Source organism: Pseudomonas sp. 11/12A (genome assembly GCF_000800055.1).
GTDB classification, from domain to species: Bacteria; Pseudomonadota; Gammaproteobacteria; order Pseudomonadales; family Pseudomonadaceae; genus Aquipseudomonas; species Aquipseudomonas mohnii.
Genome location: NZ_JUGV01000001.1, coordinates 6,369,367 through 6,391,904, shown reverse-complemented (window position 1 = coordinate 6,391,904; position 22,538 = coordinate 6,369,367). Strand labels below are relative to the sequence as shown.

Annotated in this window: 20 protein-coding genes and 2 tRNA genes; 3 read left to right on the top strand and 19 right to left on the bottom strand. The window is 57.5% G+C overall.

Annotation, left to right across the window (positions count from 1 at the left end):
* Positions 1–6 precede the first annotated feature (6 nt).
* From nusA to rlmE, 10 genes are all read right to left on the bottom strand, one after another.
* Entirely contained in the window at positions 7–1,488 is a 1,482-nt protein-coding gene (gene nusA, locus GQ39_RS29190; RefSeq protein ID WP_047537517.1) for a transcription termination factor NusA, read from the bottom strand.
* A gap of 47 nt (positions 1,489–1,535) precedes the next feature.
* Positions 1,536–1,994 (bottom strand): ribosome maturation factor RimP, encoded by a 459-nt coding sequence (gene rimP / locus GQ39_RS29185; protein ID WP_047539309.1) that lies wholly within the window; start codon positions 1,992–1,994, stop codon positions 1,536–1,538.
* A gap of 139 nt (positions 1,995–2,133) precedes the next feature.
* Positions 2,134–2,210: transfer RNA gene (locus GQ39_RS29180), tRNA-Met, on the bottom strand.
* A 97-nt stretch (positions 2,211–2,307) separates the two neighbouring features.
* A tRNA-Leu gene (locus GQ39_RS29175) sits at positions 2,308–2,393 on the bottom strand.
* 22 nt (positions 2,394–2,415) lie between these two features.
* Positions 2,416–2,799 (bottom strand): preprotein translocase subunit SecG, encoded by a 384-nt coding sequence (secG, locus tag GQ39_RS29170; protein WP_047537514.1) that lies wholly within the window; start codon positions 2,797–2,799, stop codon positions 2,416–2,418.
* A gap of 4 nt (positions 2,800–2,803) precedes the next feature.
* On the bottom strand, positions 2,804–3,559 hold the full coding sequence (gene tpiA, locus GQ39_RS29165; RefSeq protein ID WP_047537511.1) for a triose-phosphate isomerase: 756 nt from the start codon (positions 3,557–3,559) through the stop codon (positions 2,804–2,806).
* A gap of 66 nt (positions 3,560–3,625) precedes the next feature.
* A complete protein-coding gene (glmM, locus tag GQ39_RS29160) occupies positions 3,626–4,963 on the bottom strand; it encodes a phosphoglucosamine mutase (protein WP_047537508.1) in 1,338 nt (445 codons plus the stop codon).
* 16 nt (positions 4,964–4,979) lie between these two features.
* Positions 4,980–5,831, bottom strand: a complete 852-nt coding sequence (folP, locus tag GQ39_RS29155) for a dihydropteroate synthase (RefSeq protein WP_047537505.1) — start codon at positions 5,829–5,831, stop codon at positions 4,980–4,982.
* Positions 5,832–5,839: 8 nt separating this feature from the next.
* Positions 5,840–7,750: an ATP-dependent zinc metalloprotease FtsH gene (ftsH, locus tag GQ39_RS29150; protein ID WP_047537502.1), complete on the bottom strand. Its 1,911-nt coding sequence runs from the start codon at positions 7,748–7,750 to the stop codon at positions 5,840–5,842.
* A 201-nt stretch (positions 7,751–7,951) separates the two neighbouring features.
* Positions 7,952–8,581 carry a 23S rRNA (uridine(2552)-2'-O)-methyltransferase RlmE gene (gene rlmE / locus GQ39_RS29145; protein ID WP_047537498.1) on the bottom strand — a complete coding sequence of 210 codons (630 nt, stop codon included), beginning with the start codon at positions 8,579–8,581 and terminating at the stop codon, positions 7,952–7,954.
* A gap of 101 nt (positions 8,582–8,682) precedes the next feature.
* Here rlmE and GQ39_RS29140 point away from each other — a divergent pair, with 101 nt between their 5' ends.
* A complete protein-coding gene (locus tag GQ39_RS29140; protein WP_007942889.1) occupies positions 8,683–8,991 on the top strand; it encodes a YhbY family RNA-binding protein in 309 nt (102 codons plus the stop codon).
* A gap of 9 nt (positions 8,992–9,000) precedes the next feature.
* Here the strand turns inward: GQ39_RS29140 and GQ39_RS29135 are convergent, their stop codons facing one another.
* From GQ39_RS29135 to grpE, 8 genes are all read right to left on the bottom strand, one after another.
* On the bottom strand, positions 9,001–9,405 hold the full coding sequence (locus GQ39_RS29135; RefSeq protein ID WP_047537492.1) for a hypothetical protein: 405 nt from the start codon (positions 9,403–9,405) through the stop codon (positions 9,001–9,003).
* A gap of 34 nt (positions 9,406–9,439) precedes the next feature.
* Positions 9,440–9,916 carry a transcription elongation factor GreA gene (gene greA, locus GQ39_RS29130; protein WP_047539307.1) on the bottom strand — a complete coding sequence of 159 codons (477 nt, stop codon included), beginning with the start codon at positions 9,914–9,916 and terminating at the stop codon, positions 9,440–9,442.
* A gap of 2 nt (positions 9,917–9,918) precedes the next feature.
* Positions 9,919–13,140 carry a carbamoyl-phosphate synthase large subunit gene (carB, locus tag GQ39_RS29125; protein ID WP_047537489.1) on the bottom strand — a complete coding sequence of 1,074 codons (3,222 nt, stop codon included), beginning with the start codon at positions 13,138–13,140 and terminating at the stop codon, positions 9,919–9,921.
* 118 nt (positions 13,141–13,258) lie between these two features.
* Positions 13,259–14,395, bottom strand: coding sequence for a glutamine-hydrolyzing carbamoyl-phosphate synthase small subunit (carA, locus tag GQ39_RS29120; protein ID WP_047537486.1), 1,137 nt, complete (start codon positions 14,393–14,395; stop codon positions 13,259–13,261).
* Positions 14,396–14,654: 259 nt separating this feature from the next.
* Positions 14,655–15,461 (bottom strand): 4-hydroxy-tetrahydrodipicolinate reductase, encoded by an 807-nt coding sequence (dapB, locus tag GQ39_RS29115; RefSeq protein ID WP_047537484.1) that lies wholly within the window; start codon positions 15,459–15,461, stop codon positions 14,655–14,657.
* A gap of 9 nt (positions 15,462–15,470) precedes the next feature.
* Positions 15,471–16,595 carry a molecular chaperone DnaJ gene (gene dnaJ / locus GQ39_RS29110; protein ID WP_047537481.1) on the bottom strand — a complete coding sequence of 375 codons (1,125 nt, stop codon included), beginning with the start codon at positions 16,593–16,595 and terminating at the stop codon, positions 15,471–15,473.
* A gap of 298 nt (positions 16,596–16,893) precedes the next feature.
* The gene (dnaK, locus tag GQ39_RS29105; protein WP_047537478.1) at positions 16,894–18,810 is read right to left on the bottom strand and encodes a molecular chaperone DnaK; all 1,917 of its coding nucleotides are present in this window, start codon (positions 18,808–18,810) and stop codon (positions 16,894–16,896) included.
* Positions 18,811–18,912: 102 nt separating this feature from the next.
* On the bottom strand, positions 18,913–19,479 hold the full coding sequence (grpE, locus tag GQ39_RS29100; RefSeq protein WP_047537475.1) for a nucleotide exchange factor GrpE: 567 nt from the start codon (positions 19,477–19,479) through the stop codon (positions 18,913–18,915).
* A gap of 240 nt (positions 19,480–19,719) precedes the next feature.
* Between grpE and recN the strand changes: the two genes are divergently transcribed.
* Entirely contained in the window at positions 19,720–21,393 is a 1,674-nt protein-coding gene (gene recN / locus GQ39_RS29095) for a DNA repair protein RecN (RefSeq protein ID WP_047537472.1), read from the top strand.
* Positions 21,394–21,468: 75 nt separating this feature from the next.
* On the opposite strand, the gene fur is transcribed toward recN, so the two are convergent.
* Positions 21,469–21,873 carry a ferric iron uptake transcriptional regulator gene (fur, locus tag GQ39_RS29090; RefSeq protein ID WP_026013299.1) on the bottom strand — a complete coding sequence of 135 codons (405 nt, stop codon included), beginning with the start codon at positions 21,871–21,873 and terminating at the stop codon, positions 21,469–21,471.
* Positions 21,874–21,970: 97 nt separating this feature from the next.
* Here fur and GQ39_RS29085 point away from each other — a divergent pair, with 97 nt between their 5' ends.
* Positions 21,971–22,498 (top strand): outer membrane protein assembly factor BamE, encoded by a 528-nt coding sequence (locus tag GQ39_RS29085; protein WP_047537469.1) that lies wholly within the window; start codon positions 21,971–21,973, stop codon positions 22,496–22,498.
* Positions 22,499–22,538: the final 40 nt, after the last annotated feature.

Sequence of the window (22,538 nt, the reverse complement as noted above, 5' to 3'; positions counted from 1 at the left end):
GCCTAATTACTCGAACCAGTGGGCTCGGGCGGCCATGATCAACTTGCCGGCACGATCATCGTCAATGCCGTCGATGTCGAGCAGGTCGTCAATAGACTGCTCGGCCAGGTCTTCGCGGGTAATTACGCCGCGCACCGCCAGTTCCATCGCCAAATCCTTGTCCATACCCTCAAGCGAGAGCAGGTCTTCGGCCGGATGGGCGTCTGCCAGCTTTTCCTCAGTAGCGATGGCTTTGGTCAACAAACGATCCTTGGCACGAGCGCGAAGCTCGTTGACGATGTCTTCGTCAAAGCCGTCGATGTTGAGCATTTCTTCCAACGGTACGTAGGCAATCTCTTCCAGGCTGGTGAAGCCTTCATCGACCAGCACCTGGGCCAATTCTTCGTCGACTTCCAGCTCGTCGATGAAGTTGCGCAGGATGTCGCCGGTTTCTGCTTGCTGCTTAGCCTGGATGTCCGATTCGGTCATCACGTTCAGGGTCCAGCCAGTCAATTGGCTGGCCAGACGCACGTTCTGACCACCGCGACCGATGGCCTGAGCCAGATTGTCTGCGCCAACGGCGATGTCCATTGCATGGGCATCTTCGTCGACGATAATTGCCGCAACCTCGGCCGGTGACATGGCGTTGATCACGAACTGAGCCGGGTTGTCATCCCACAGAACGATATCAACACGCTCACCGCCCAACTCGCCCGACACCGCCTGGACGCGCGAGCCGCGCATACCAATGCAAGCGCCCTGCGGGTCGATGCGTTTGTCCTTCGAGCGGACGGCGATCTTGGCGCGCGAACCCGGGTCACGGGACGCCGCCATCACTTCGATCAAGCCTTCAGCGATTTCCGGCACTTCGATGCGGAACAACTCGATCAGCATTTCCGGCGCGGTACGCGACAGGATCAACTGCGGGCCGCGGTTCTCGGTGCGGATTTCCTTGAGCAGCGCACGCAGACGCACGCCAACACGGAAGGTTTCGCGAGAAATGATGTCTTCACGAGCCAGCAACGCTTCAGCGTTGTTACCCAGATCGACGATCACGTTGTCGCGGGTCACTTTCTTCACGGTACCGGAGATGATTTCACCCAAGCGCTCGCGGTAAGCGTCAACAACCTGGGCACGCTCGGCTTCGCGGACTTTCTGCACGATGACTTGCTTGGCAGTCTGTGCAGCGATACGGCCGAATTCGATCGACTCGATTTTTTCTTCGACGACGTCACCCACCTTGGCACCCGGATGCGTTTCAGCAACCTTGCTCGGCCAGGTTTCGATGGCCGGATCGTCCAGGTCTGCCTCTTCGACAACCGTCCAGCGACGGAAAGTCTCATAAGCACCGGTGTGGCGATTGATTTCCACACGCAGATCAACTTCGTCCTCGAAACGCTTTTTGGTAGCAGTGGCCAGAGCCAGCTCCAGCGCTTCAAAAATTACGTTTGCCGGTACGCCCTTTTCATTGGATACCGACTCAACAACCAGCAGTACTTCTTTGCTCATCGTACGCCTCGCCTTTCGCAAGCCATTGGATCCGCGGGATCCGCGTCTCAGTCAAAACTGGGAATAATGTTGGCCTTGTCGATCATATCGATCGGCAACAGGAACTCGTGGTCTTCTACCTGCACCACGACATCCTGCTCTTCTACACCGCGCAGAAGGCCCTGAAAGTTGCGTCGACCTTCAAAAGGCGAGCGCAGCTTGATCTTCACTTGTTCACCGGCAAATTTTGCAAACTGCTCAATAGTGAACAGAGGGCGTTCCATGCCAGGCGAGGAAACTTCAAGGGTGTACTCAACGGAAATCGGATCTTCAACATCCAGGACACCGCTGATCTGACGGCTGACGATGGCACAGTCGTCCACCAGCACACCGCCTTCTTTATCGATATAAACGCGCAACAGTGAGTGGCGACCCTGAGCCGAAAACTCAATACCCCAGCATTCATAGCCAAGGGCCACGACCACCGGGGCCAACAAGGCCTGCAACTGTTCTAGCTTGCTCGACACCTGAACCCCCTCGTGCATGTAAATGCATGCTATGCAAAATAAAAAAATGGGCGAAACGCCCATCCCTGAAACGCCGTCGAACAGCGGCGTTATAAAGTGTCCAGCTAACAAAAAGCCCCTTAAAAGGGGCTCCTTAAACTGGTTGCGGGGGCCGGATTTGAACCGACGACCTTCGGGTTATGAGCCCGACGAGCTACCAGACTGCTCCACCCCGCGACAAAGCTGGGGCGGAAGTATACGACCGATCCTTGACAGGGTCAATGTAACCTTCCACCTGCAAGAAAGCCCGCAATAGCGGGCTATCCTGACTAATTGGTACCGAGAAGGGGACTCGAACCCCTACACCCTATGGGCACAACCACCTCAAGGTTGCGTGTCTACCAATTCCACCACCTCGGCAATACTACGTTTGAAACCCTTCTTACTTCTGCTCTTGAGCTGGAGGCACGTCAGTCGCACTGTTGGCCGACTTTTGCTCTTGAAGCACCGGTACATCATCAGAAGCCGGTTGTTGCTTTGGAACTTCCAACACTGCCGGGTTTGGCAAACCTACTTGAGTCAGCTGGTGAGCTTTCTCTTTAGCAAAGTAACCTAACCCTAAGCTGGTTATGAAGAAACCTGCGGCAAGTATAGCAGTAAACTTACTAAGAAAGGTAGAGGAACCTTGGCTTCCGAACACAGTATTTGAAGCACCTGCTCCGAAAGACGCGCCAGCATCCGCACCTTTACCCTGCTGCAGCAATACCAGAGCAACTACGCCCAATGCACCCAGCAGATGAAAAACGACTACGACTGTTTCCAGCATTTTTTCAGTTTCCCGCGGCGCGACAAATCGCACCGAACTCATCTGCATTCAGGGAAGCTCCACCAATGAGCCCCCCATCGATATCCGGCATGCCGAACAGTTCGACCGCATTGGCCGCCTTCACGCTGCCGCCGTATAGAAGCCGCACACCTTGTGCGACTTCAGAATTCTCTACCGCCAACTGCGCACGGATGGCTGCATGCACATCCTGAGCTTGTTGCGGCGAAGCAGTCAGACCGGTACCAATGGCCCAGACCGGCTCGTAAGCGATGACTGCGCTTGAAAAAGCACCGACGCCCAACTCCTCAATGATACTGCCAAGCTGACGCGAGACAACCTCAAGAGTCTTCCCGGCTTCGCGCTGTTCAAGGGTTTCCCCTATACACAACACCGGGGTCAAGCCACACGCCTGTGCCGCCGCAAACTTGCGAATCAGCATTCCGTCCTGCTCGCCAAGTACCTGGCGGCGCTCGGAGTGCCCGACAAGCACCAGGGAACAACCTGCATCCACCAACTGACTCGGTGCAATCTCACCAGTCAACGCACCCTGCATTGATTCCACCGCAGAGTTCTGCGCGCCAATCGAAATCGGCTTTCCTTCCAAGCCATCAATCACTTGATTGATATGCAGAAAAGGCGGGAATACCGCAACATCAACACCGCTCGGCAAGGCCAGATCACGAAGGCCTTTGATCAGCTCAGCGACGCTGGCGCGGGTACCGTGCATCTTCCAGTTACCAGCTACCATAGGGCGACGCATGCTGTACCTCGTCGGTCAAAGTGGGCGCAGATGTTACCCAACACAATCATGGCTGGCAAGCCGAATTCAGGCAGAAACTTCAGTAACCAGTTTTGCCAGCTCTTCGGCGTAGCCGCGAACCTGAGTTTCGTCTTCGCCTTCGACCATGACGCGCACCAGTGGCTCTGTCCCGGACTTGCGCAGGAGCACGCGTCCACGACCCGCCATGGCCTTGGTCACTCGCTCACTGGCTTCCTTGACCGACGAATGCTCGAGAGGACTCGTTCCCCCCCCAAAACGCACATTGATCAATACCTGCGGGCACTTACGCAACGCCTGACGAGACTGAGCCAGACTTTCCGAGCGCGTCTTGAGCGCCATCAGAACCTGCAATGCAGCAACGATCGCATCACCCGTAGTGGTGTAATTGAAGCAAACGATATGCCCCGAGTTCTCGCCTCCTACCAGCCAGTTGCGCTCCAGCAGGTCAGCAATCACATAACGATCACCAACATTGGCACGAACAAAAGGAATCGCGAGGTCCGCCAGAGCCAGCTCCAGCCCCAGGTTACTCATCAGGGTACCGACCACACCGCCTTGCAGCTTGTCGCGCTCATGCAAATCGCGAGCAATGATGTACAGCAGCTCATCCCCATCGACGATGGTACCCGTGTGATCGACCATCAGAACACGGTCACCATCACCATCGAACGCGATCCCAAGATCAGCATGCTCGGCAAGAACGGCAGCCTGCAGTTGCCCCATATGGGTCGAACCACAATTGTCATTGATGTTTAAACCATTGGGCTGCGCGGAAAGAACAACGACATCGGCGCCCAGCTCACGGAACACGCTAGGCGCCACCTTGTAAGTCGCACCATGGGCACAGTCGATGACGATTTTCATCCCGGCGAAGCTGGTGCCAGTCGGCACGCTGCTCTTGCAGAACTCGATATAACGACCCGACGCATCGTTGATTCGCGTGACCTTGCCGATCTTGCTCGACTCAACCACGGTCATCGGCGTGTCCAGCAGCTCCTCGATCATCAGCTCGACTTCATCCGGCAGCTTGGTGCCCTTTCCGGAGAAGAACTTGATGCCGTTGTCATCGTGAGGATTATGCGAAGCACTGATCACAATCCCGGCCTCAGCATGAAAGGTGCGCGTCAGGTAAGCGATGGCTGGCGTTGGCATCGGCCCCAACAACATTACATCTGCGCCTGCCGAGGTGAGCCCGGCCTCGAGTGCCGACTCAAACATATAACCGGAAATGCGGGTGTCCTTGCCGACAAGCACCTTGCAGGCACCCATCTTGCGAAACGCCATGCCCGCGGCCCAGCCGAGTTTGAGCATGAAATCAGGAGTAATCGGGTATTCACCGACTCGACCACGAATGCCGTCAGTACCAAAGTATTTCCTAGTCATAAGCTCTCCATAACTCTTATTCGGCTGATTCCACTGCGGCGATCATCCTCACCACATCGATAGTTTCTGCTACATCATGGACGCGCAATATACGCGCGCCCTTATGCGAAGCCAGCGCCGCAAGGGCAAGACCGCCAAACAAGCGCTCACCCACGGGGCGATTCAATGCTTGCCCGATCATGCTCTTTCGCGAAACCCCGACCAACAGGGGTCGCCCCAAGGCATGCAAGGCTTCCATATGCTTGAACAAGCTAAGATTGTGTTGCAAGTTTTTTGCGAAGCCGAAGCCTGGATCGAGAATGATCCGATCGGCGCCAATCCCCGCAGCTGCGCACCGGGCCATGCGCTCAGCGAGAAACTCGCCCACTTCCTTCGTAACGTCCCGGTATTGCGGATTGTCCTGCATGTCGCCCGGCTCGCCGAGCATATGCATCAGACAGACTGGCAACCCGGTTGCCGCCGCCGCATCCAGCGCGCCTTCCCGACGCAGCGCCCGAACGTCATTGATCAACCCGGCCCCCAGTCGCGCGGTCTCGCGCATGACGGCTGGCGTGGAAGTATCCACTGAGATGATCACATCCAGCTCACGGCTGATCCGCTCGACGACCGGCGCAACACGCTCCAGCTCTTCCAACGGCGAAACCGCCCTGGCACCTGGTCGCGTGGACTCACCGCCCACATCGATCAGGGTCGCGCCAGCCGCCACCATGGCTTCAGCATGGCGCAAAGCCGCGTCGAGCTGGCTGTATTGACCACCGTCGGAGAAAGAATCGGGAGTGACATTGAGAATGCCCATGACATGAGTATGGGCCAAATCAAGAACCCGGTTGCCGCAAGGCAACCGGGTCGAGGACTGAACAGAAGTCATTTCAAACCTTAAACGTCAGCAGCCGGGCCGCCAATCGGTGTTTCCGGACGCTCATCCTGCACCACCGGAGGGGTTCCGGAAGTACCCGTGCCACCCGACCAATCGCGAGGTTCGCGAGGCGTACGACCCGCCATGATGTCATCGATCTGATCGGCATCGATCGTCTCATACTTCATCAGGGCATCAGCCATGGCATCGAGCTTGTCACGGTTGTCCGTAAGGATCTGCTTAGCCGTGCCGTAGCATTGATCAATAATGCTGCGCACTTCGGAGTCGATCAGCTTGGCTGTTTCGCCGGAGAAACTTGCACTCTGACCACCGCCGCCGCGACCAAGGAAAACTTCACCTTCTTCTTCGGCATACATCAATGGTCCGAGTTTCTCCGAAAGACCCCACTTGGTCACCATGTTCCGCGCAATCTGACTGGCACGCATGATGTCGTTGGAAGCACCGGTGGTGACACCATCGAAGCCCAGTGTCATTTCTTCAGCGATACGACCGCCGTACAGCGAACAGATCTGGCTGATCAGCGCTCGCTTGGACAGGCTGTAGCGATCTTCTTCCGGCAGGAACATGGTCACACCCAGCGCACGACCACGCGGGATGATCGATACCTTGTACACCGGATCATGCTCAGGCACGACGCGACCAACAATGGCGTGACCCGCCTCATGGTAAGCCGTGTTCTGCTTTTCTTTCTCGGACATGACCATGGATTTGCGCTCGGCACCCATCATGATCTTGTCTTTGGCCAGCTCGAATTCCTTCATCTCGACAATGCGCTTGCCGGCACGCGCGGCGAACAACGACGCCTCGTTGACCAGGTTGGCCAGGTCGGCACCGGAGAAACCAGGGGTACCACGAGCGATCACCGCCGGAGCGACGTCATCACCCATTGGCACTTTGCGCATGTGGACTTTGAGAATCTGTTCGCGACCACGGATATCCGGCAGACCGACCACGACCTGACGGTCGAAACGGCCCGGACGCAGCAGCGCAGGGTCCAGTACGTCTGGACGGTTGGTGGCCGCGATCACGATGATGCCGTCGTTCATTTCGAAGCCGTCCATCTCCACCAGTAACTGGTTGAGAGTCTGCTCGCGCTCGTCGTGACCGCCGCCCATGCCGGCACCACGGTGGCGACCGACGGCGTCGATTTCATCGATGAAGATAATGCATGGCGCGTGTTTCTTGGCCTGTTCGAACATATCGCGAACACGGCTGGCACCGACGCCGACGAACATTTCGACGAAGTCAGAACCGGAGATGGTGAAGAACGGCACCTTGGCTTCGCCAGCAATCGCCTTGGCCAGCAAGGTTTTACCGGTACCCGGAGGACCAACCATCAGCACGCCGCGTGGAATACGACCACCCAGACGCTGGAACTTGCCCGGATCACGCAGGAACTCGACCAGTTCGCCCACTTCTTCTTTGGCTTCGTCGCAACCGGCAACGTCAGCCAACGTGGTTTTCACCTGATCTTCGGAGAGCAGGCGCGCCTTGCTCTTGCCAAAGCTCATTGGCCCGCCCTTGCCACCTGCGCCGCCCTGCATCTGCCGCATGAAAAACATGAACACGGCAATGATCACCAGGATCGGGAAGCTGGCGACCAGAAGTTGAGTCCAGATGCTTTGCTGCTCAGGCTGCTTGCCTTCGACCACGACATGGTTATCCACCAGATCGCCGATCAAGCCATTATCCTGGATCGCCGGACGAATGGTCTTGAAGCTGTCGCCATCGTTGCGCTTGCCGGTGATCACGTAGCCATCAACCGCCACGCGCTCGACCTTGCCATCCTTGACCTGCTGGATGAAGTCGGAATAGTTGAGGGTCTGCGGCTCGTTAGGACTGGAGAAGTTGTTCATCACCGTCACCAGGACAGCCGCGATGATCAACCACAGGATCAGATTCTTTGCCATATCGTTCAATTAACTACCCTCTGAAGCAAGCGCCGCTGATGGCGCGCGCTTCGCATGATATTCACCGGCCTAACTTACTACATTACCTACAACTTGGCAGGCGCCGTCTGTAACCCTTTGTGAAACTCTTCCTACACAATATTCGCTATTTCTCACAGGGCGAAATACGAAATTCCTATTGCCCCGCAAAAAAACCTCGTTTTACTCACTCCGGCCGCGGTAGCCCCAAGCCAGCATGTATTGCTCGCGGGAACTGCCGCGGGAAGAGTCCGGCTTGATCATCTGGACCTTGTCGAATTTCTGACGAGCGTCCTTCACATAAGCATCAAACCCTTCACCCTGAAAAACCTTGATCACAAAATTACCACCCGGCTTGAGTATCCGAGCGGCCAGATCAAGAGCCAGCTCGCAAAGAAACATGGCTTTGGGCATATCTACGGCGGGCGTACCACTCATATTGGGGGCCATATCGGAAATCACAAGGTCCACCTGCGAATTACCCACGGCGTCCAGGATCTGAGCGAGCACTTCGTCCTGGGTGAAGTCACCCTGGATGAAAGTCACGTCCGGAATGCTGTCCATTTCGAGGATGTCCGAGGCGATCAGGCGCCCCTGACCACCGATCAGCCGGCTAGTGACCTGCGACCAGCCACCGGGCGCCGCCCCCAGGTCGACAACGGTCATACCCGGACGGATCAGCTTGTACTTCTCCTGGACCTCCAGAAGTTTGTAACTCGCACGCGAGCGGTAGCCATCCTTCTGCGCCTGCTTCACATAGGGGTCATTGACATGTCTTTTCAGCCAACCAAGGCTTGTCTTGGAACGCGCCATTGGGCACCTCGATGATAAGGGTCGTGATTAATTGGGCGGATCCACGAACCCTCGGGTAAAATGGCCGCCATTTTACAGAATCCAGACGAAAGGGTCAGATTATGCCGCTCACTCAAGAGCAGAAGAAACAGTACAAATCCATTGGCCACCATCTGAAACCAGTTTTGATTGTGGCTGACAACGGTTTGACTGAAGGTGTGTTAGCCGAACTTGAACGCGCTTTGGCGGATCACGAGCTGATCAAAATCAAGCTCAACATCCTCGATCGCGAATCGCGCCTGGCCTCCATTGCAGAACTGTGCAAGGTCGGCAAGGCGGACCTGGTTCAGGTCATCGGCAAGATGGCACTGATTTACCGCAAGAACTTCAGCGTCAACAAACAGCTGTCGAACGTCCATCGCTTCAAGTGATGGAAAGGGTCAAGGGTGTGCTTCGCGCACCCTGCCACTCCATCCAGGCACCGGCTGCATGACCAGCACCAGTCCGGAAAAGCCCAAAACAAGATAGCTGAACACCTGCCAACGCACCGCATCGGGCCACCCGACACGCACGGCGAAGTACATCGCGCAGGCACACAACCCCACCAGCAACAACTGGCCACGAATATCGCGCCATAGACTGGCAAGGCCCACGGCCTGAATCAGCACCAAAGCCTGTAAAACCAGACACACTGTGGCAAACCCCACCATCAGTGCATTCAGCATGCCTGCTATTTCGTCAATCAGCAGCGGTGCCAGGCCAATCAACCCCAGCACCGGCAGCAGGCCGATATGCAATAACCACAGGCCGCCAACCCATAACATCTGAGTCAGCTGCCAAAGCATCGCGCCCGCACGAAGCAGGCGCCTGCTTTTAGTTTCAGATGTGGCGAACTTCGACAATCTCGTACTCGATAACGCCGCTCGGCGTTTTAACCGCCACCACGTCACCCTCTTCCTTGGCAATCAAGGCGCGGGCAATAGGCGAACCAACGGAGATCTTGCCGAGTTTGATGTCTGCCTCGTCCTCACCAACGATCTGGTAGGTCACGCTTTCATCGGTCTCGACGTTAGCAATCTCCACAGTCGTGCCAAAAATCACCTTGCCGGTGTGAGCAATGGTCGTGACATCAATCACCACTGCGTTTTGCATGCGGCCTTCGATGTCACGGATCCTTGCCTCAACCATACCCTGCTGCTCGCGAGCAGCGTGGTATTCGGCGTTTTCCTTCAAGTCACCCAACTCACGGGCCGTACCGATATCCTGGCTGAGCTTCGGACGAACGACCTTGGTCAGGTGAGCATGTTCTTCTTCCAGGGCGCGAGCGCCCTGAACAGTCATTGGGTACTTCGTTATGCTCATGCCTTCAATCCTGCGTGTAGATCCTGCAAGCGACGTACGGTCTTCTCGGGACCGAACTTAAGCGCTTCGCAGATCGCTTCGCCAGCAGCAATGGTCGTGGTGCAGTAGATCTTGTGCTGCAGGGCGTTGCGACGAATGGAATAGGAGTCAGCGATCGATTGACGACCTTCGGTGGTGTTGATGATCAAGGTGACTTCGTCATTCTTGATCATGTCGACCACGTGCGGACGCCCCTCGGTCACCTTGTTCACGCGGCGCACTTTCAGGCCTGCGGCTTCGATCAGCTTGGCAGTACCGGCGGTAGCAACCACTTCGAAGCCCAAGTTGATCAGATCACGGGCCACGCCTGCAACCAGCGGCTTGTCGTCGTCACGCACACTGATAAACGCAGTACCGCCGGTCGGCAGCACTTCGCTTGCACCCATCTGGGCTTTGGCAAACGCTTCGCCGAAGGTGTCGCCCACGCCCATCACTTCACCGGTGGACTTCATCTCAGGGCCGAGAATCGGGTCAACGCCAGGGAATTTGGCGAATGGGAACACCGCCTCTTTCACGCTGTAGAAGTTAGGAATGATTTCCTTGGTGAAACCGATTTCCTTCAGGGTTTTACCGGCCATGACGCGAGCCGCGATCATTGCCAGGGAAACACCGATGCACTTGGATACGAAAGGAACGGTACGCGAAGCACGCGGGTTGACTTCAATCACGTAGATGTCGTCGCCCTGCAGCGCCAACTGTACGTTCATCAGGCCGACCACACCCAGCTCCAGGGCCATTTTCTTGACCTGTTCGCGCATCTCGTCCTGGATATGCGCAGGCAGCGAGTACGGTGGCAGCGAGCACGCGGAGTCACCGGAGTGAACACCAGCCTGCTCGATGTGCTGCATGATTGCGCCGATTACTACGTCTTTGCCGTCGCAGACCGCATCCACGTCCATTTCGATGGCGCAGTTGAGGAAGTGGTCCAGCAGCACCGGGCTGTCGTTGGACACTTGAACCGCTTCACGCAGGTAGCGCTTGAGTTCTTCTTCTTCGTAAACGATTTCCATCGCACGACCGCCCAGTACGTAGGACGGGCGCACCACCAGCGGGTAGCCGATCTTGGCAGCTGCACGGATCGCTTCGTCTTCGCTGCGCACGGTAGCGTTAGGCGGCTGACGCAGGTTCAGGCGCTGGACCATTTGCTGGAAGCGCTCACGGTCTTCGGCACGGTCGATGGCGTCAGGGCTGGTGCCGATGATCGGTACGCCAGCGGCTTCCAGGGCGCGCGCCAGTTTAAGCGGGGTCTGGCCGCCGTACTGGACGATCACGCCTTTCGGCTTCTCGACGCGGACGATTTCCAGCACGTCTTCCAGGGTTACCGGCTCGAAGTACAGGCGATCGGAAGTGTCGTAGTCGGTAGAAACGGTTTCCGGGTTGCAGTTGACCATGATGGTCTCGTACCCGTCATCGCGCAGAGCCAGCGCCGCGTGTACGCAGCAGTAGTCGAACTCGATGCCCTGGCCGATACGGTTCGGGCCACCACCCAGGATCATGATCTTGTCGCGACCCGATGGGGCGGCTTCGCACTCTTCTTCGTACGTCGAATACAGGTAAGCGGTATCGGTGGCGAACTCGGCGGCGCAGGTGTCGACGCGCTTGTAGACCGGGAAGATCTCCAGCTTGTGACGGTGAGCACGCAGGGCCTTCTCGGTCACACCCAGCAGCTTGGCCAGGCGCATGTCGGAAAAACCTTTGCGCTTGAGGCGGAACATCAGGTCGCGATCGATGCTGGTCAGACCCAGGGTCTTGACCTTCTCTTCGTCCTTGATCAGATCTTCCATCTGCACCAGGAACCATGGATCGATCATGGTCATGCCGAAGATATCTTCAACGCTCATGCCGGCGCGCATGGCGTCCGCCACGTACCAGATACGCTCGGCGCCCGGCACGGTCAGCTCGCGCTTGAGGACGCTCATGCTTTCCGGATTGCTCAGGTCAACCTTCTCGTCCAGACCGCAAACGCCGACTTCCAGGCCGCGCAGGGCTTTCTGCAGGGATTCCTGGAAGGTACGGCCGATGGCCATGACTTCACCGACCGACTTCATTTGCGTGGTCAGGCGGGCGTCTGCCTTGGAGAACTTCTCGAAGGCGAAACGTGGCAGCTTGGTCACGACGTAGTCGATGGACGGCTCGAAGGATGCTGGAGTTTTGCCGCCAGTGATGTCGTTCGACAGCTCATCCAGGGTGTAACCCACGGCCAGCTTGGCCGCGACCTTGGCGATCGGGAAACCGGTGGCTTTCGACGCCAGGGCCGAGGAACGGGATACGCGCGGGTTCATTTCGATGACGACCATGCGGCCAGTGTTCGGGCAGATGCCGAACTGGACGTTGGAACCGCCGGTTTCCACGCCGATCTCGCGCAGCACCGCCAGGGAGGCGTTACGCAGGATCTGGTATTCCTTGTCGGTCAGGGTCTGTGCAGGCGCCACGGTGATCGAGTCACCGGTGTGCACGCCCATCGGGTCGAAGTTTTCGATGGAGCAGACGATGATGCAGTTGTCCTTCTTATCGCGGACAACCTCCATTTCGTATTCTTTCCAGCCGATCAGGGATTCGTCGATCAGCAGCTCTTTGGTCGGCGACAGGTCCAGACCACGGGCGCAGATTTCTTCGAACTCTTCACGGTTGTAAGCGATACCGCCGCCGGTGCCGCCCATGGTGAAGGACGGACGGATGATGCACGGGAAGCCAAGCTTCTCGAGGACCGCATTGGCCTCTTCCATGCTGTGAGCGATACCGGAGCGCGGGCACGCCAGACCGATGGACTTCATCGCCTTGTCGAAACGCGAACGGTCTTCAGCCTTGTCGATGGTATCGGCGTTGGCACCGATCATCTCTACGCCGAACTTCTCCAGAACGCCTTCGCGCTCCAGGTCCAGGGCGCAGTTCAGGGCGGTCTGGCCACCCATGGTAGGCAGCAGCGCGTCCGGACGCTCTTTCTCGATGATCTTGGCAACGGTCTGCCACTTGATCGGTTCGATGTAGGTAGCGTCGGCCATGGCCGGGTCGGTCATGATGGTGGCCGGGTTGGAGTTCACCAGGATGACGCGGTAACCCTCTTCGCGCAGGGCCTTGCAGGCCTGGGCGCCGGAGTAGTCGAATTCGCAGGCCTGGCCGATCACGATCGGGCCAGCGCCGAGAATCAGGATGCTTTTAATGTCTGTACGTTTTGGCATGGGTTTGTCACTCAAATCCGCAGGTCAGTCGGCAAGCCGTCTTGTTCAATCTCTGAAGACTTGAGGGGGCCGCCGGTATCGGGACCACCCTCAAGCTTTGCAACATCAGGGCGAGCGATCAGCGTCGCTTGGCCATCTCGTTGATGAAGCGATCAAACAAAGGCGCTACGTCGTTCGGGCCAGGGCTCGCTTCAGGGTGACCCTGGAAGCTGAAGGCGCTCTTGTCGGTACGCTCGATCCCTTGCAGGGTGCCGTCGAACAGCGATTTGTGAGTCGCACGAACGTTGGCCGGCAGGGTGGCTTCGTCTACGGCAAAACCGTGGTTCTGGCTGGTGATCATTACCACGCCCGTGTCCAGATCCTGGACCGGGTGGTTGGCACCGTGGTGGCCATGACCCATTTTCAGGGTCTTGGCGCCAGAGGCCAGGGCCAGCAACTGGTGACCAAGGCAGATGCCGAATACCGGAATCTCGGTTTCCAGTACATCCTTGATCGCCTGGATCGCATAGTCGCAAGGCTCCGGATCGCCAGGGCCGTTGGACAGGAATACGCCGTCCGGCTTCAGAGCGAGCACGTCAGCCGCTGGCGTTTGGGCCGGCACCACGGTGACTCGGCAGCCGCGCTCGACCAACATGCGCAGGATGTTCAGCTTGACGCCGTAGTCGTAGGCGACCACGTGATACGGCAGCTCGGAGGCTTCGATGGTGGCATGGCTGTCGGTTTTCAGGTCCCAGACAGTCGAACGCCACTCGTAATGCTCTGTGGTGCTGACGACTTTCGCCAGGTCCATGCCTTTGAGGCCTGGGAAGCCCCGGGCGGCGGCGATGGCGGCCTCTTCGGAAATGTTGTCACCGGCCATGATGCAGCCGTTCTGTGCGCCTTTTTCACGCAGGATGCGAGTCAGGCGACGGGTGTCGATACCGGCGATTGCCACAACGTTGCTGGCTTTCAGGTAGTCGGACAGAGGCATGGTGCTACGCCAGTTGCTCGCAACCAGTGGCAGGTCACGGATGACCAGGCCAGCGGACCAAACGCGGTTGGACTCGGCGTCTTCCGGCGTGGTGCCGGTGTTGCCGATGTGCGGGTAAGTCAGGGTAACGATCTGTTGGGCGTAGGAAGGATCGGTAAGGATTTCCTGATAGCCGGTCATTGCGGTGTTGAACACCACCTCACCAACGGTTTGACCGTCGGCTCCAATGGCTTCGCCGCGAAAAATGCTGCCATCAGCAAGGGCGAGTATGGCTGGCTTAGTCAAGAAGACCTCCCGTAAATAAAGCCTGAAAGGGCGATCGCAGGTTGTAAAAAAGCGGAGTGACGTATGGACACGTCACCCCGCTTCTTCACTGAATTATTCTGCGCGCTTTTAGTGGACACACTAAAGCTGTAGCTTACAGAAAAAGGCATTTTTGGTCTACCGCCAATGAGCCCGAAAGGCCAGAGAATGCGACAGGACGTCGCTTGGCGGTGTAAAACCGGACTCAAGCACATGACTCAAGCCCAGTTCAAACAGCATTTTAACGCAGATCGAGCACGTCTTGCATGTCGTAAAGACCAGGCTCACGCCCCTCCAGCCACAATGCAGCACGTACCGCACCCTTGGCGAAGGTCATGCGACTGGAAGCCTTGTGAGTGATCTCCAGGCGCTCTCCTTCACAGGCAAACAGCACGGTATGATCACCCACCACATCACCACCACGAACAGTGGCAAAACCGATGGTCTCGCGCTCGCGCGCACCGGTGTGGCCCTCGCGACCATAGACGGCAACCTTCTGCAAGTCGCGATCAAGAGCACTGGCAATGACCTCACCCATGCGCAACGCCGTGCCTGAAGGCGCGTCGATTTTGTGCCGGTGGTGAGCCTCGATGATTTCGATATCCGCCTCATCGCCCAATACGCGAGCCGCCATATCAAGCAACTTCAGCGACAGGTTCACACCCACGCTGAAGTTCGCAGCGAACACGATCGGAATGTCTTTACCAGCCTCGGCCAGCAACTGCTTTTGCGCAGCGTCCAGCCCCGTCGTGCCGATCACCATGGCTTTACCCGCCTTGCGGCAGAACGCCAGGTTTTTCAGCATGACTTCCGGCAGAGTGAAGTCGATCAATACGTCGAACTCATCCGCGACCGCATCCAGGTTACCGGACAACGGCACGCCGATACGCCCCAGCGAAGCCAGCTCACCGGCATCCACGCCAATCAGCGTACTGCCGGGGCGAACGATAGCCGCCGTCAGACCAGTGAGCGGCGCGCGCTGCTGCACCGCCTCGACCAGAATCTTGCCCATGCGCCCGGCAGCGCCCATCACAGCTATACGTCGCATGACAACTCCTTACAGATCGCCGAAGAAGCGCTTCACGCCTTCGAACCAGCCAGTGGTTTTCGGCGAGTGACTGTTGTCATCCGCCAGCGAGCTACGGAACTCCTCGAGCAATTCACGCTGACGACGGCTCAGGTTAACCGGGGTCTCGACCGCCACGCGGCACATCAAGTCACCGGCACCGCCGCCACGTACAGGCGCAACACCCTTGCCACGAACACGGAATTGCTTGCCGGTCTGAGTCCCTTCAGGAATTTTCAGCTTGACCCGACCATCGAGGGTCGGAATCTCCAGCTCACCACCCAACGCTGCATCGACGAAGCTGATCGGTACTTCGCAGAACAGATGCTTGCCATCACGCTGGAAGATCGCGTGTTCGCGCACATTGATCACGACATACAGGTCGCCGGTCGGACCGCCCTGCGCGCCCGCCTCGCCTTCGCCCGACAGACGAATGCGATCACCGGTATCAACACCGGCAGGCACCTTCACCGACAGGGTCTTGTACTCTTCGACGCGACCTTCGCCGTGGCAGGAGTCACATGGATCTGAAATGATCTTGCCCTGGCCATGGCACCGCGGACAGGTCTGCTGCACCGAGAAGAAACCTTGCTGCATGCGCACCTGACCGATACCGCCACAGGTCGGGCAAGTCACCGGAGAGGAGCCTTTCTTGGCGCCCGAGCCATCGCACGGTTTGCAGTTGACCAATGTTGGCACGCGGATATTCACCGTCGTGCCGCGCACCGCCTCTTCCAGGTCCAGCTCCAGCGTGTACCGCAGGTCACTGCCGCGCTGAGCGCCGCCACGGGAACCACCGCGACCGCCACCGAAGAAGTCACTGAAGACATCACCAAAGATATCGGAGAAGTTCTGACCGCCAAAACCGGCACCACCGCCACCCATGCTCGGGTCAACACCCGCATGACCATACTGATCGTAGGCCGCACGCTTGCTGGAATCGGACAGCACTTCGTAGGCCTCGTTGGCCTCTTTGAATTTCTCTTCCGACGCTTTGTCATCGGGATTACGGTCCGGGTGGTGCTTCATCGCCAGGCGGCGGTAGGCCTTTTTCAGGTCTGCCTCGCTTGAGCCTCGTTCAACACCCAATACTTCGTAATAGTCACGCTTTGCCATAAGTCTTTTGCACTCTTGAGGACGTTCGACAAACCTCTCCTGAGCCTCGCCAAACTCGTTGAGCCCCAATACAGGCCCGGACCCAACTCACGTCAATTCAACGATCCTGGTCTTTGATTCGATGCGGTACTTGCGGCTCGGAAAGCAGGAGCATTCCCGGCCATACCATCAGCACTCGAACGTTGTCGCATGCTGTAAAAATTCGCTTGCTCCAGACACGCCAACGCGGGAGCAAGCTCCCGCGCGGCGACATCCTACCAGTCACCGCCCCAAGGCAGCCAACCGGCCGACCAACAACTTACTTGTGGTCTTTGACTTCTTCGAACTCAGCGTCGACGACGTCATCAGCCTTTTCAGCCGATTCAGCGTGCTGTGCAGCGCCTTCAGCGGGTTGAGCCTGATCGGCGTACATCTTCTGAGCCACTGGTGCGGAGACCTTGGACAGCTCTTCAACCTTGGCTTCGATCGCAGCCTTGTCGTCGCCCTTGACAGCGGCTTCCAAAGCAACAACAGCGGCCTCGATCGCAGCCTTCTCTTCAGCGCTCACCTTGTCGCCAGCATCGGCAACCATTTTGCGAGTCGAGTGAACCAGTGCATCACCCTGGTTACGGGCAGCGGCCAGCTCTTCGAACTTGCGATCTTCCTCGGCGTTGGCCTCGGCATCACGCACCATGCGTTCGATCTCTTCATCGGACAGACCGGAGTTGGCCTTGATCACGATCGACTGAGTCTTGCCGGTAGCCTTGTCTTTAGCGCCTACGTGCAGGATGCCGTTGGCGTCGATGTCGAAGGTCACTTCGATTTGTGGCACACCACGTGGTGCTGGCGGAATCTCGGCCAGGTCGAACTTGCCCAGGGACTTGTTCTGCGCCGCTTGCTTACGCTCACCTTGCAGCACGTGAATGGTCACGGCGCCCTGGTTGTCGTCGGCCGTCGAGAACACTTGCGATTTCTTGGTAGGAATCGTGGTGTTTTTCTCGATCAGCGCAGTCATCACGCCACCCATGGTTTCAATACCCAGGGTCAGCGGGCTAACGTCGAGCAGCAGGACGTCTTTCACGTCACCGGCCAGTACCGCGCCCTGGATAGCAGCACCCATGGCAACCGCTTCGTCCGGGTTAACATCTTTACGAGCTTCTTTACCGAAGAACTCGGTCACCAGCTTCTGCACCAGTGGCATACGGGTCTGACCGCCCACCAGGATCACGTCGTTGATTGCGCCAACGTCGATACCGGAGTCTTTCAGAGCGATGCGGCAAGGTTCGATGGTGCGTTGAACCAGGTCTTCAACCAGCGCTTCCAGCTTGGCGCGCGAGATTTTCACGTTCAAGTGCTTAGGACCGGTGGCGTCTGCAGTGATGTACGGCAGGTTCACGTCGGTCGACTGAGCGGAAGACAGCTCGATCTTGGCTTTTTCAGCCGCTTCTTTCAGGCGCTGCATCGCCAGCGGGTCACCCTTGAGGTTCATGCCGCTTTCTTTCTTGAATTCGTCGACGAGGTAGTCGATCAGACGGATGTCAAAGTCTTCACCACCCAGGAAAGTATCACCGTTGGTGGCCAACACTTCGAACTGGTGCTCGCCATCGACTTCAGCGATTTCGATTACGGAAACGTCGAAAGTACCGCCACCCAGGTCGTAAACGATCACGGTGTGGTCGCCCTTGGCCTTGTCCATGCCGTAAGCCAGCGCAGCTGCGGTTGGTTCGTTGATGATACGTTTTACGTCCAGACCAGCAATGCGGCCGGCGTCTTTGGTGGCTTGACGCTGGCTGTCGTTGAAGTAGGCCGGAACGGTGATCACCGCTTCAGTCACTGGCTCGCCGAGGTAGTCTTCGGCGGTTTTCTTCATCTTCTTCAGAATTTCAGCCGAGATTTGTGGCGGAGCCATCTTCTGGCCGTTCACCTCAACCCAAGCGTCGCCGTTATCAGCCTTGGCGATTTTGTAAGGGACCATCTTGATGTCTTTCTGTACGACTTCTTCGTCGAACTTGCGACCGATCAGACGCTTCACCGCGTACAGGGTGTTGTGCGGGTTGGTCACTGCCTGACGCTTGGCCGACTGGCCAACCAGAATCTCGCCATCGTTGGCGTAAGCGATGATCGACGGCGTGGTACGCGCGCCTTCGGCGTTTTCGATAACTTTGGCTACGCCGTTTTCAAGTACGGAGACGCAGGAGTTAGTAGTCCCCAGGTCGATACCGATGATTTTGCCCATGTTCACTCTCCCGAAACTTTGGATTTGGTTGCCGCAGCAGTGATGGATAACTGCGGTAGTAATTAAACGCTTGACTTCTAAATGGGGGCCTTACGGCTAATTTCAAGCCTGCTCGTCAATCGAAGGCGAAACAGGTGCCGGAGCCTTGCTGACCACGACCATCGCCGGGCGCAGCAGGCGTCCGTTGAGCTGATAGCCCTTCTGGAACACCTTGAGCACGCTGTTCGGCTCGAGGTCGGCGCTTTCCTGCATTGCCATTGCCTGATGAAGAACGGCATTGAACGGTTCGCCGTGCGGGTCGATCGCTTCCAGCTGATAACGCTTCAGGGTGTCCTGGAACATTTTCAGTGTGAGCTCGATGCCTTCGCGCATCGGACGGATGCTTTCATCATCCGGGCTGGACAACTCCAGGCCACGCTCCAGGCTGTCGATGATCGGCAGCAGATCGCCGGCGAATTTTTCCAGCGCGAATTTGTGAGCTTTTTCTACATCCTGCTCGGCGCGACGGCGGACGTTCTGCAGATCGGCGGCCACACGCAAAGCCTGATCCTGCGCACCTGCCAGCTGTTCTTCGAGCACTTTTACACGAGCTGCCAAATCATCACCCGAGGCTTGGGAGGCCTGATCGGCGTCCAGATTTTGCGTATCCACTGCCTGTTCGTCAGCCATAGAATTCTCCTTTCAATATCGTCCGTGAGCTCAACTCACGCTTCTGCCCAGCTATATGGGGCCGCAAAATCCAGCTTCAAGGGGTCTCCTTGCATTAACCCTACAAAAACACCTGCATTATCATTCCGGGGCGCACTAAGGATTTCGTCGGATTAAGCAAATCGAGCTAATGGGGGGCATTGTCAGCCCGAAACAAAACACTGTATAAATAACCAGACCTAACACCTGGGAGCGGCCTTTATGCTGGTGCACCTGTCAGTACATAACTACGCCATCGTTGAACATCTCGATCTCGAACTCGATCGCGGGATGAGCGTGATCACAGGGGAAACCGGCGCCGGCAAGTCGATCATGCTCGACGCACTGGGCCTGACCCTGGGCGATCGCGCCGACAGTGGCGTGGTCCGCCCCGGCGCCGACAAGGCCGATATCCTCGCCACCTTCGATCTGTATGACATTCCCGAAGCCCGCACCTGGCTCGCCGAGCGCGACCTGGAAAATGACGGCCCGTGCATCCTGCGCCGGGTAATCACCGCCGAAGGTCGTTCGCGCGGCTACATCAATGGCACACCATGCCCCCTGGGCGATCTCAAGGCTTTGGGTGAGCTGCTGATCGACATCCACAGCCAGCACGAACACCAATCCCTGCTCAAGACCGACACTCACCGCCGCCTGCTCGACGAATACGCCGGTGCAACGGACCTCGCCCGCCAGGTTCAACTGGCTGCCCAACGCTGGCGCCAGACCCGCCAGGAACTGGAGCGTCTCTCCAACTCAGGCGACGAGCAGCGAGCCCGCCATCAATTGCTCAGCTATCAACTCGAAGAGCTTGAAAACCTGGGCCTGGGCGACAATGAGCTGGAGCAGCTGGAACAGGAACACAAGAACCTGACTAACGCCGAAACCTTGCTGGGCATCTGCCGGCAAGTCGTCGAGCAATGCAGCGAGAGTGACTCGGGCAATGTCCTGAACGCGTTGACCGCGAGCCTCAACCGCTTGTCGAGCGTGAACAACTCGATCGGCGCCCTGGGCGAAGCCAGCAGCCTGCTGACCAGCGCGCAAATCCAGGTTGAAGAAGCCGTGGGCGAACTGAACCGCTTCCTCGACAATTTCGATGCCGACCCATCACGCCTTCAATATCTCGAGGAGCGGCTTGATTCGATCTATACCCTGGCGCGCAAACATCGCATCCAGCCGACCGAAGTCGCCGAGATGCAACAGAAGCTGCTGGATGAGATTGAAACCCTGAATGCCAACGACGAATCCATCGAGCGACTGAGCGATGAGTTGGCCGCCTATGCGCGTCACTACCAGGAAAGAGCCCGGGAGCTCAGCGAGCTGCGCCACCAGGCCTCGAGCAGCCTGGCCAGTGCCGTGGAGCAGGAAATTCAGCGACTGGGCATGCCCGGTGGACGCTTCACTATCGAGCTACGCCCTAACAGCAGTGATGAGCTTTTGCCCAACGGCCTGGAACAGGTAGAACTGCTGGTGAGCGCCAACCCCGGTCAGCCACTGAAAGCCTTGGCGAAGGTCGCTTCAGGCGGCGAGCTGTCGCGTATCAGCTTGGCCATTCAGGTGATCACCGCACAAACTTCCCGTGTACCGACCCTTGTATTCGACGAAGTGGACGTGGGCATCGGCGGCCCAACAGCCGAAATCGTCGGCCAGCTACTACGTCGCCTGGGGGAACGAGGGCAGGTTCTGACCGTTACTCACTTGCCACAAGTAGCCGCACAAGGTCATCAACATCTATTTGTGCACAAAGTGCGCGGCGACGACGCCACCCACACTGCCGTCTCCAGACTGAGCAAAAATGATCGTGTCGAAGAAGTCGCACGGATGCTGGGAGGCATCGACCTGACCAAGGAATCCCTGGCTCACGCCAGGAAAATGGTCGTCACCGCGAAGATTTAAGTTCGGCCGAAAGCACGAAGGCGACCCTGGGGTCGCCTTCGTTCGTTTCACGAATCTCAGATTCGCGCGACATGCTTACTTTTTCTTGCGCACATACAGCACAAGATTGTGATCAACCATTTCGAAACCATATTTCTCGACGATGGCTTTCTGCAGGCGCTCGATTTCTTCGTCGAAGAATTCGATCACTTCGCTGGTCTCGACGTTGACCATATGGTCGTGGTGCTTACCGTCGTCCAGTTCGAAGACCGCGTGGCCTCCGTCGAAGTTATGCCGCACCACAAGGCCAGCTGCCTCGAACTGAGTCAGTACACGGTAAACCGTGGCCAGACCGACGTCCTCGCCAGCCTCCATCAATGCCTTGTACACATCCTCGGCACTCATATGACGCTGCTCGGCGGAATCGAGCATTTGCAGAATTTTGACCCGTGGAAGGGTCACTTTGAGGCCGGCTTTGCGTAGTTCGCTATTTTCAACCATGGTCAGCTTTCTCGCGATGCTGCTTCGCAGCTTCTCTTAATGCGGGTATGATCGGCGTTTACGTTGTCCCAGCCAAGATAGTGGAAGTCGCCCACCGATGCAAAACACCAAGCTCTTGCTAACCAGTTTCACCTTTGTGGGACTGCTCGCACTCGCCGGTTGTTCATTCCCCGGGGTTTACAAAATCGACATCCAGCAGGGCAATGTCGTCACGCAGGACATGATAGACCAGTTGCGCCCGGGAATGACCCGTAAGCAAGTAAGGTTTATCATGGGCAACCCTCTGCTGACCGACACGTTCCATGCCGATCGCTGGGATTATCTGTACAGCCTGCAACCGGGTGGCGGTGAACGCCAACAAGAACGCATTAGCGTCATCTTCAACCCTAATGATCAGCTTGTCAGCCTCTCTGGTGATTTCATGCCAGGCGTGAGTCGCGACGAGGCAATTCTCGGCAAGGACAGCGCCACGACAGTGACCGCTCCAGCAGAGAACGCCGAGAAGCCAAAACCGGAAAAACCGGTCAAACCAGGCTCGCTGCTCGATCAGATCCAGAAAGACGTCGACGGTGTAGAAACCGTGCCAGTCCCGACGCCACAACCGCTGGACACCTCGCCACAATAATTTGCAACACAATAAAAAACCCGGCATGCCGGGTTTTTTA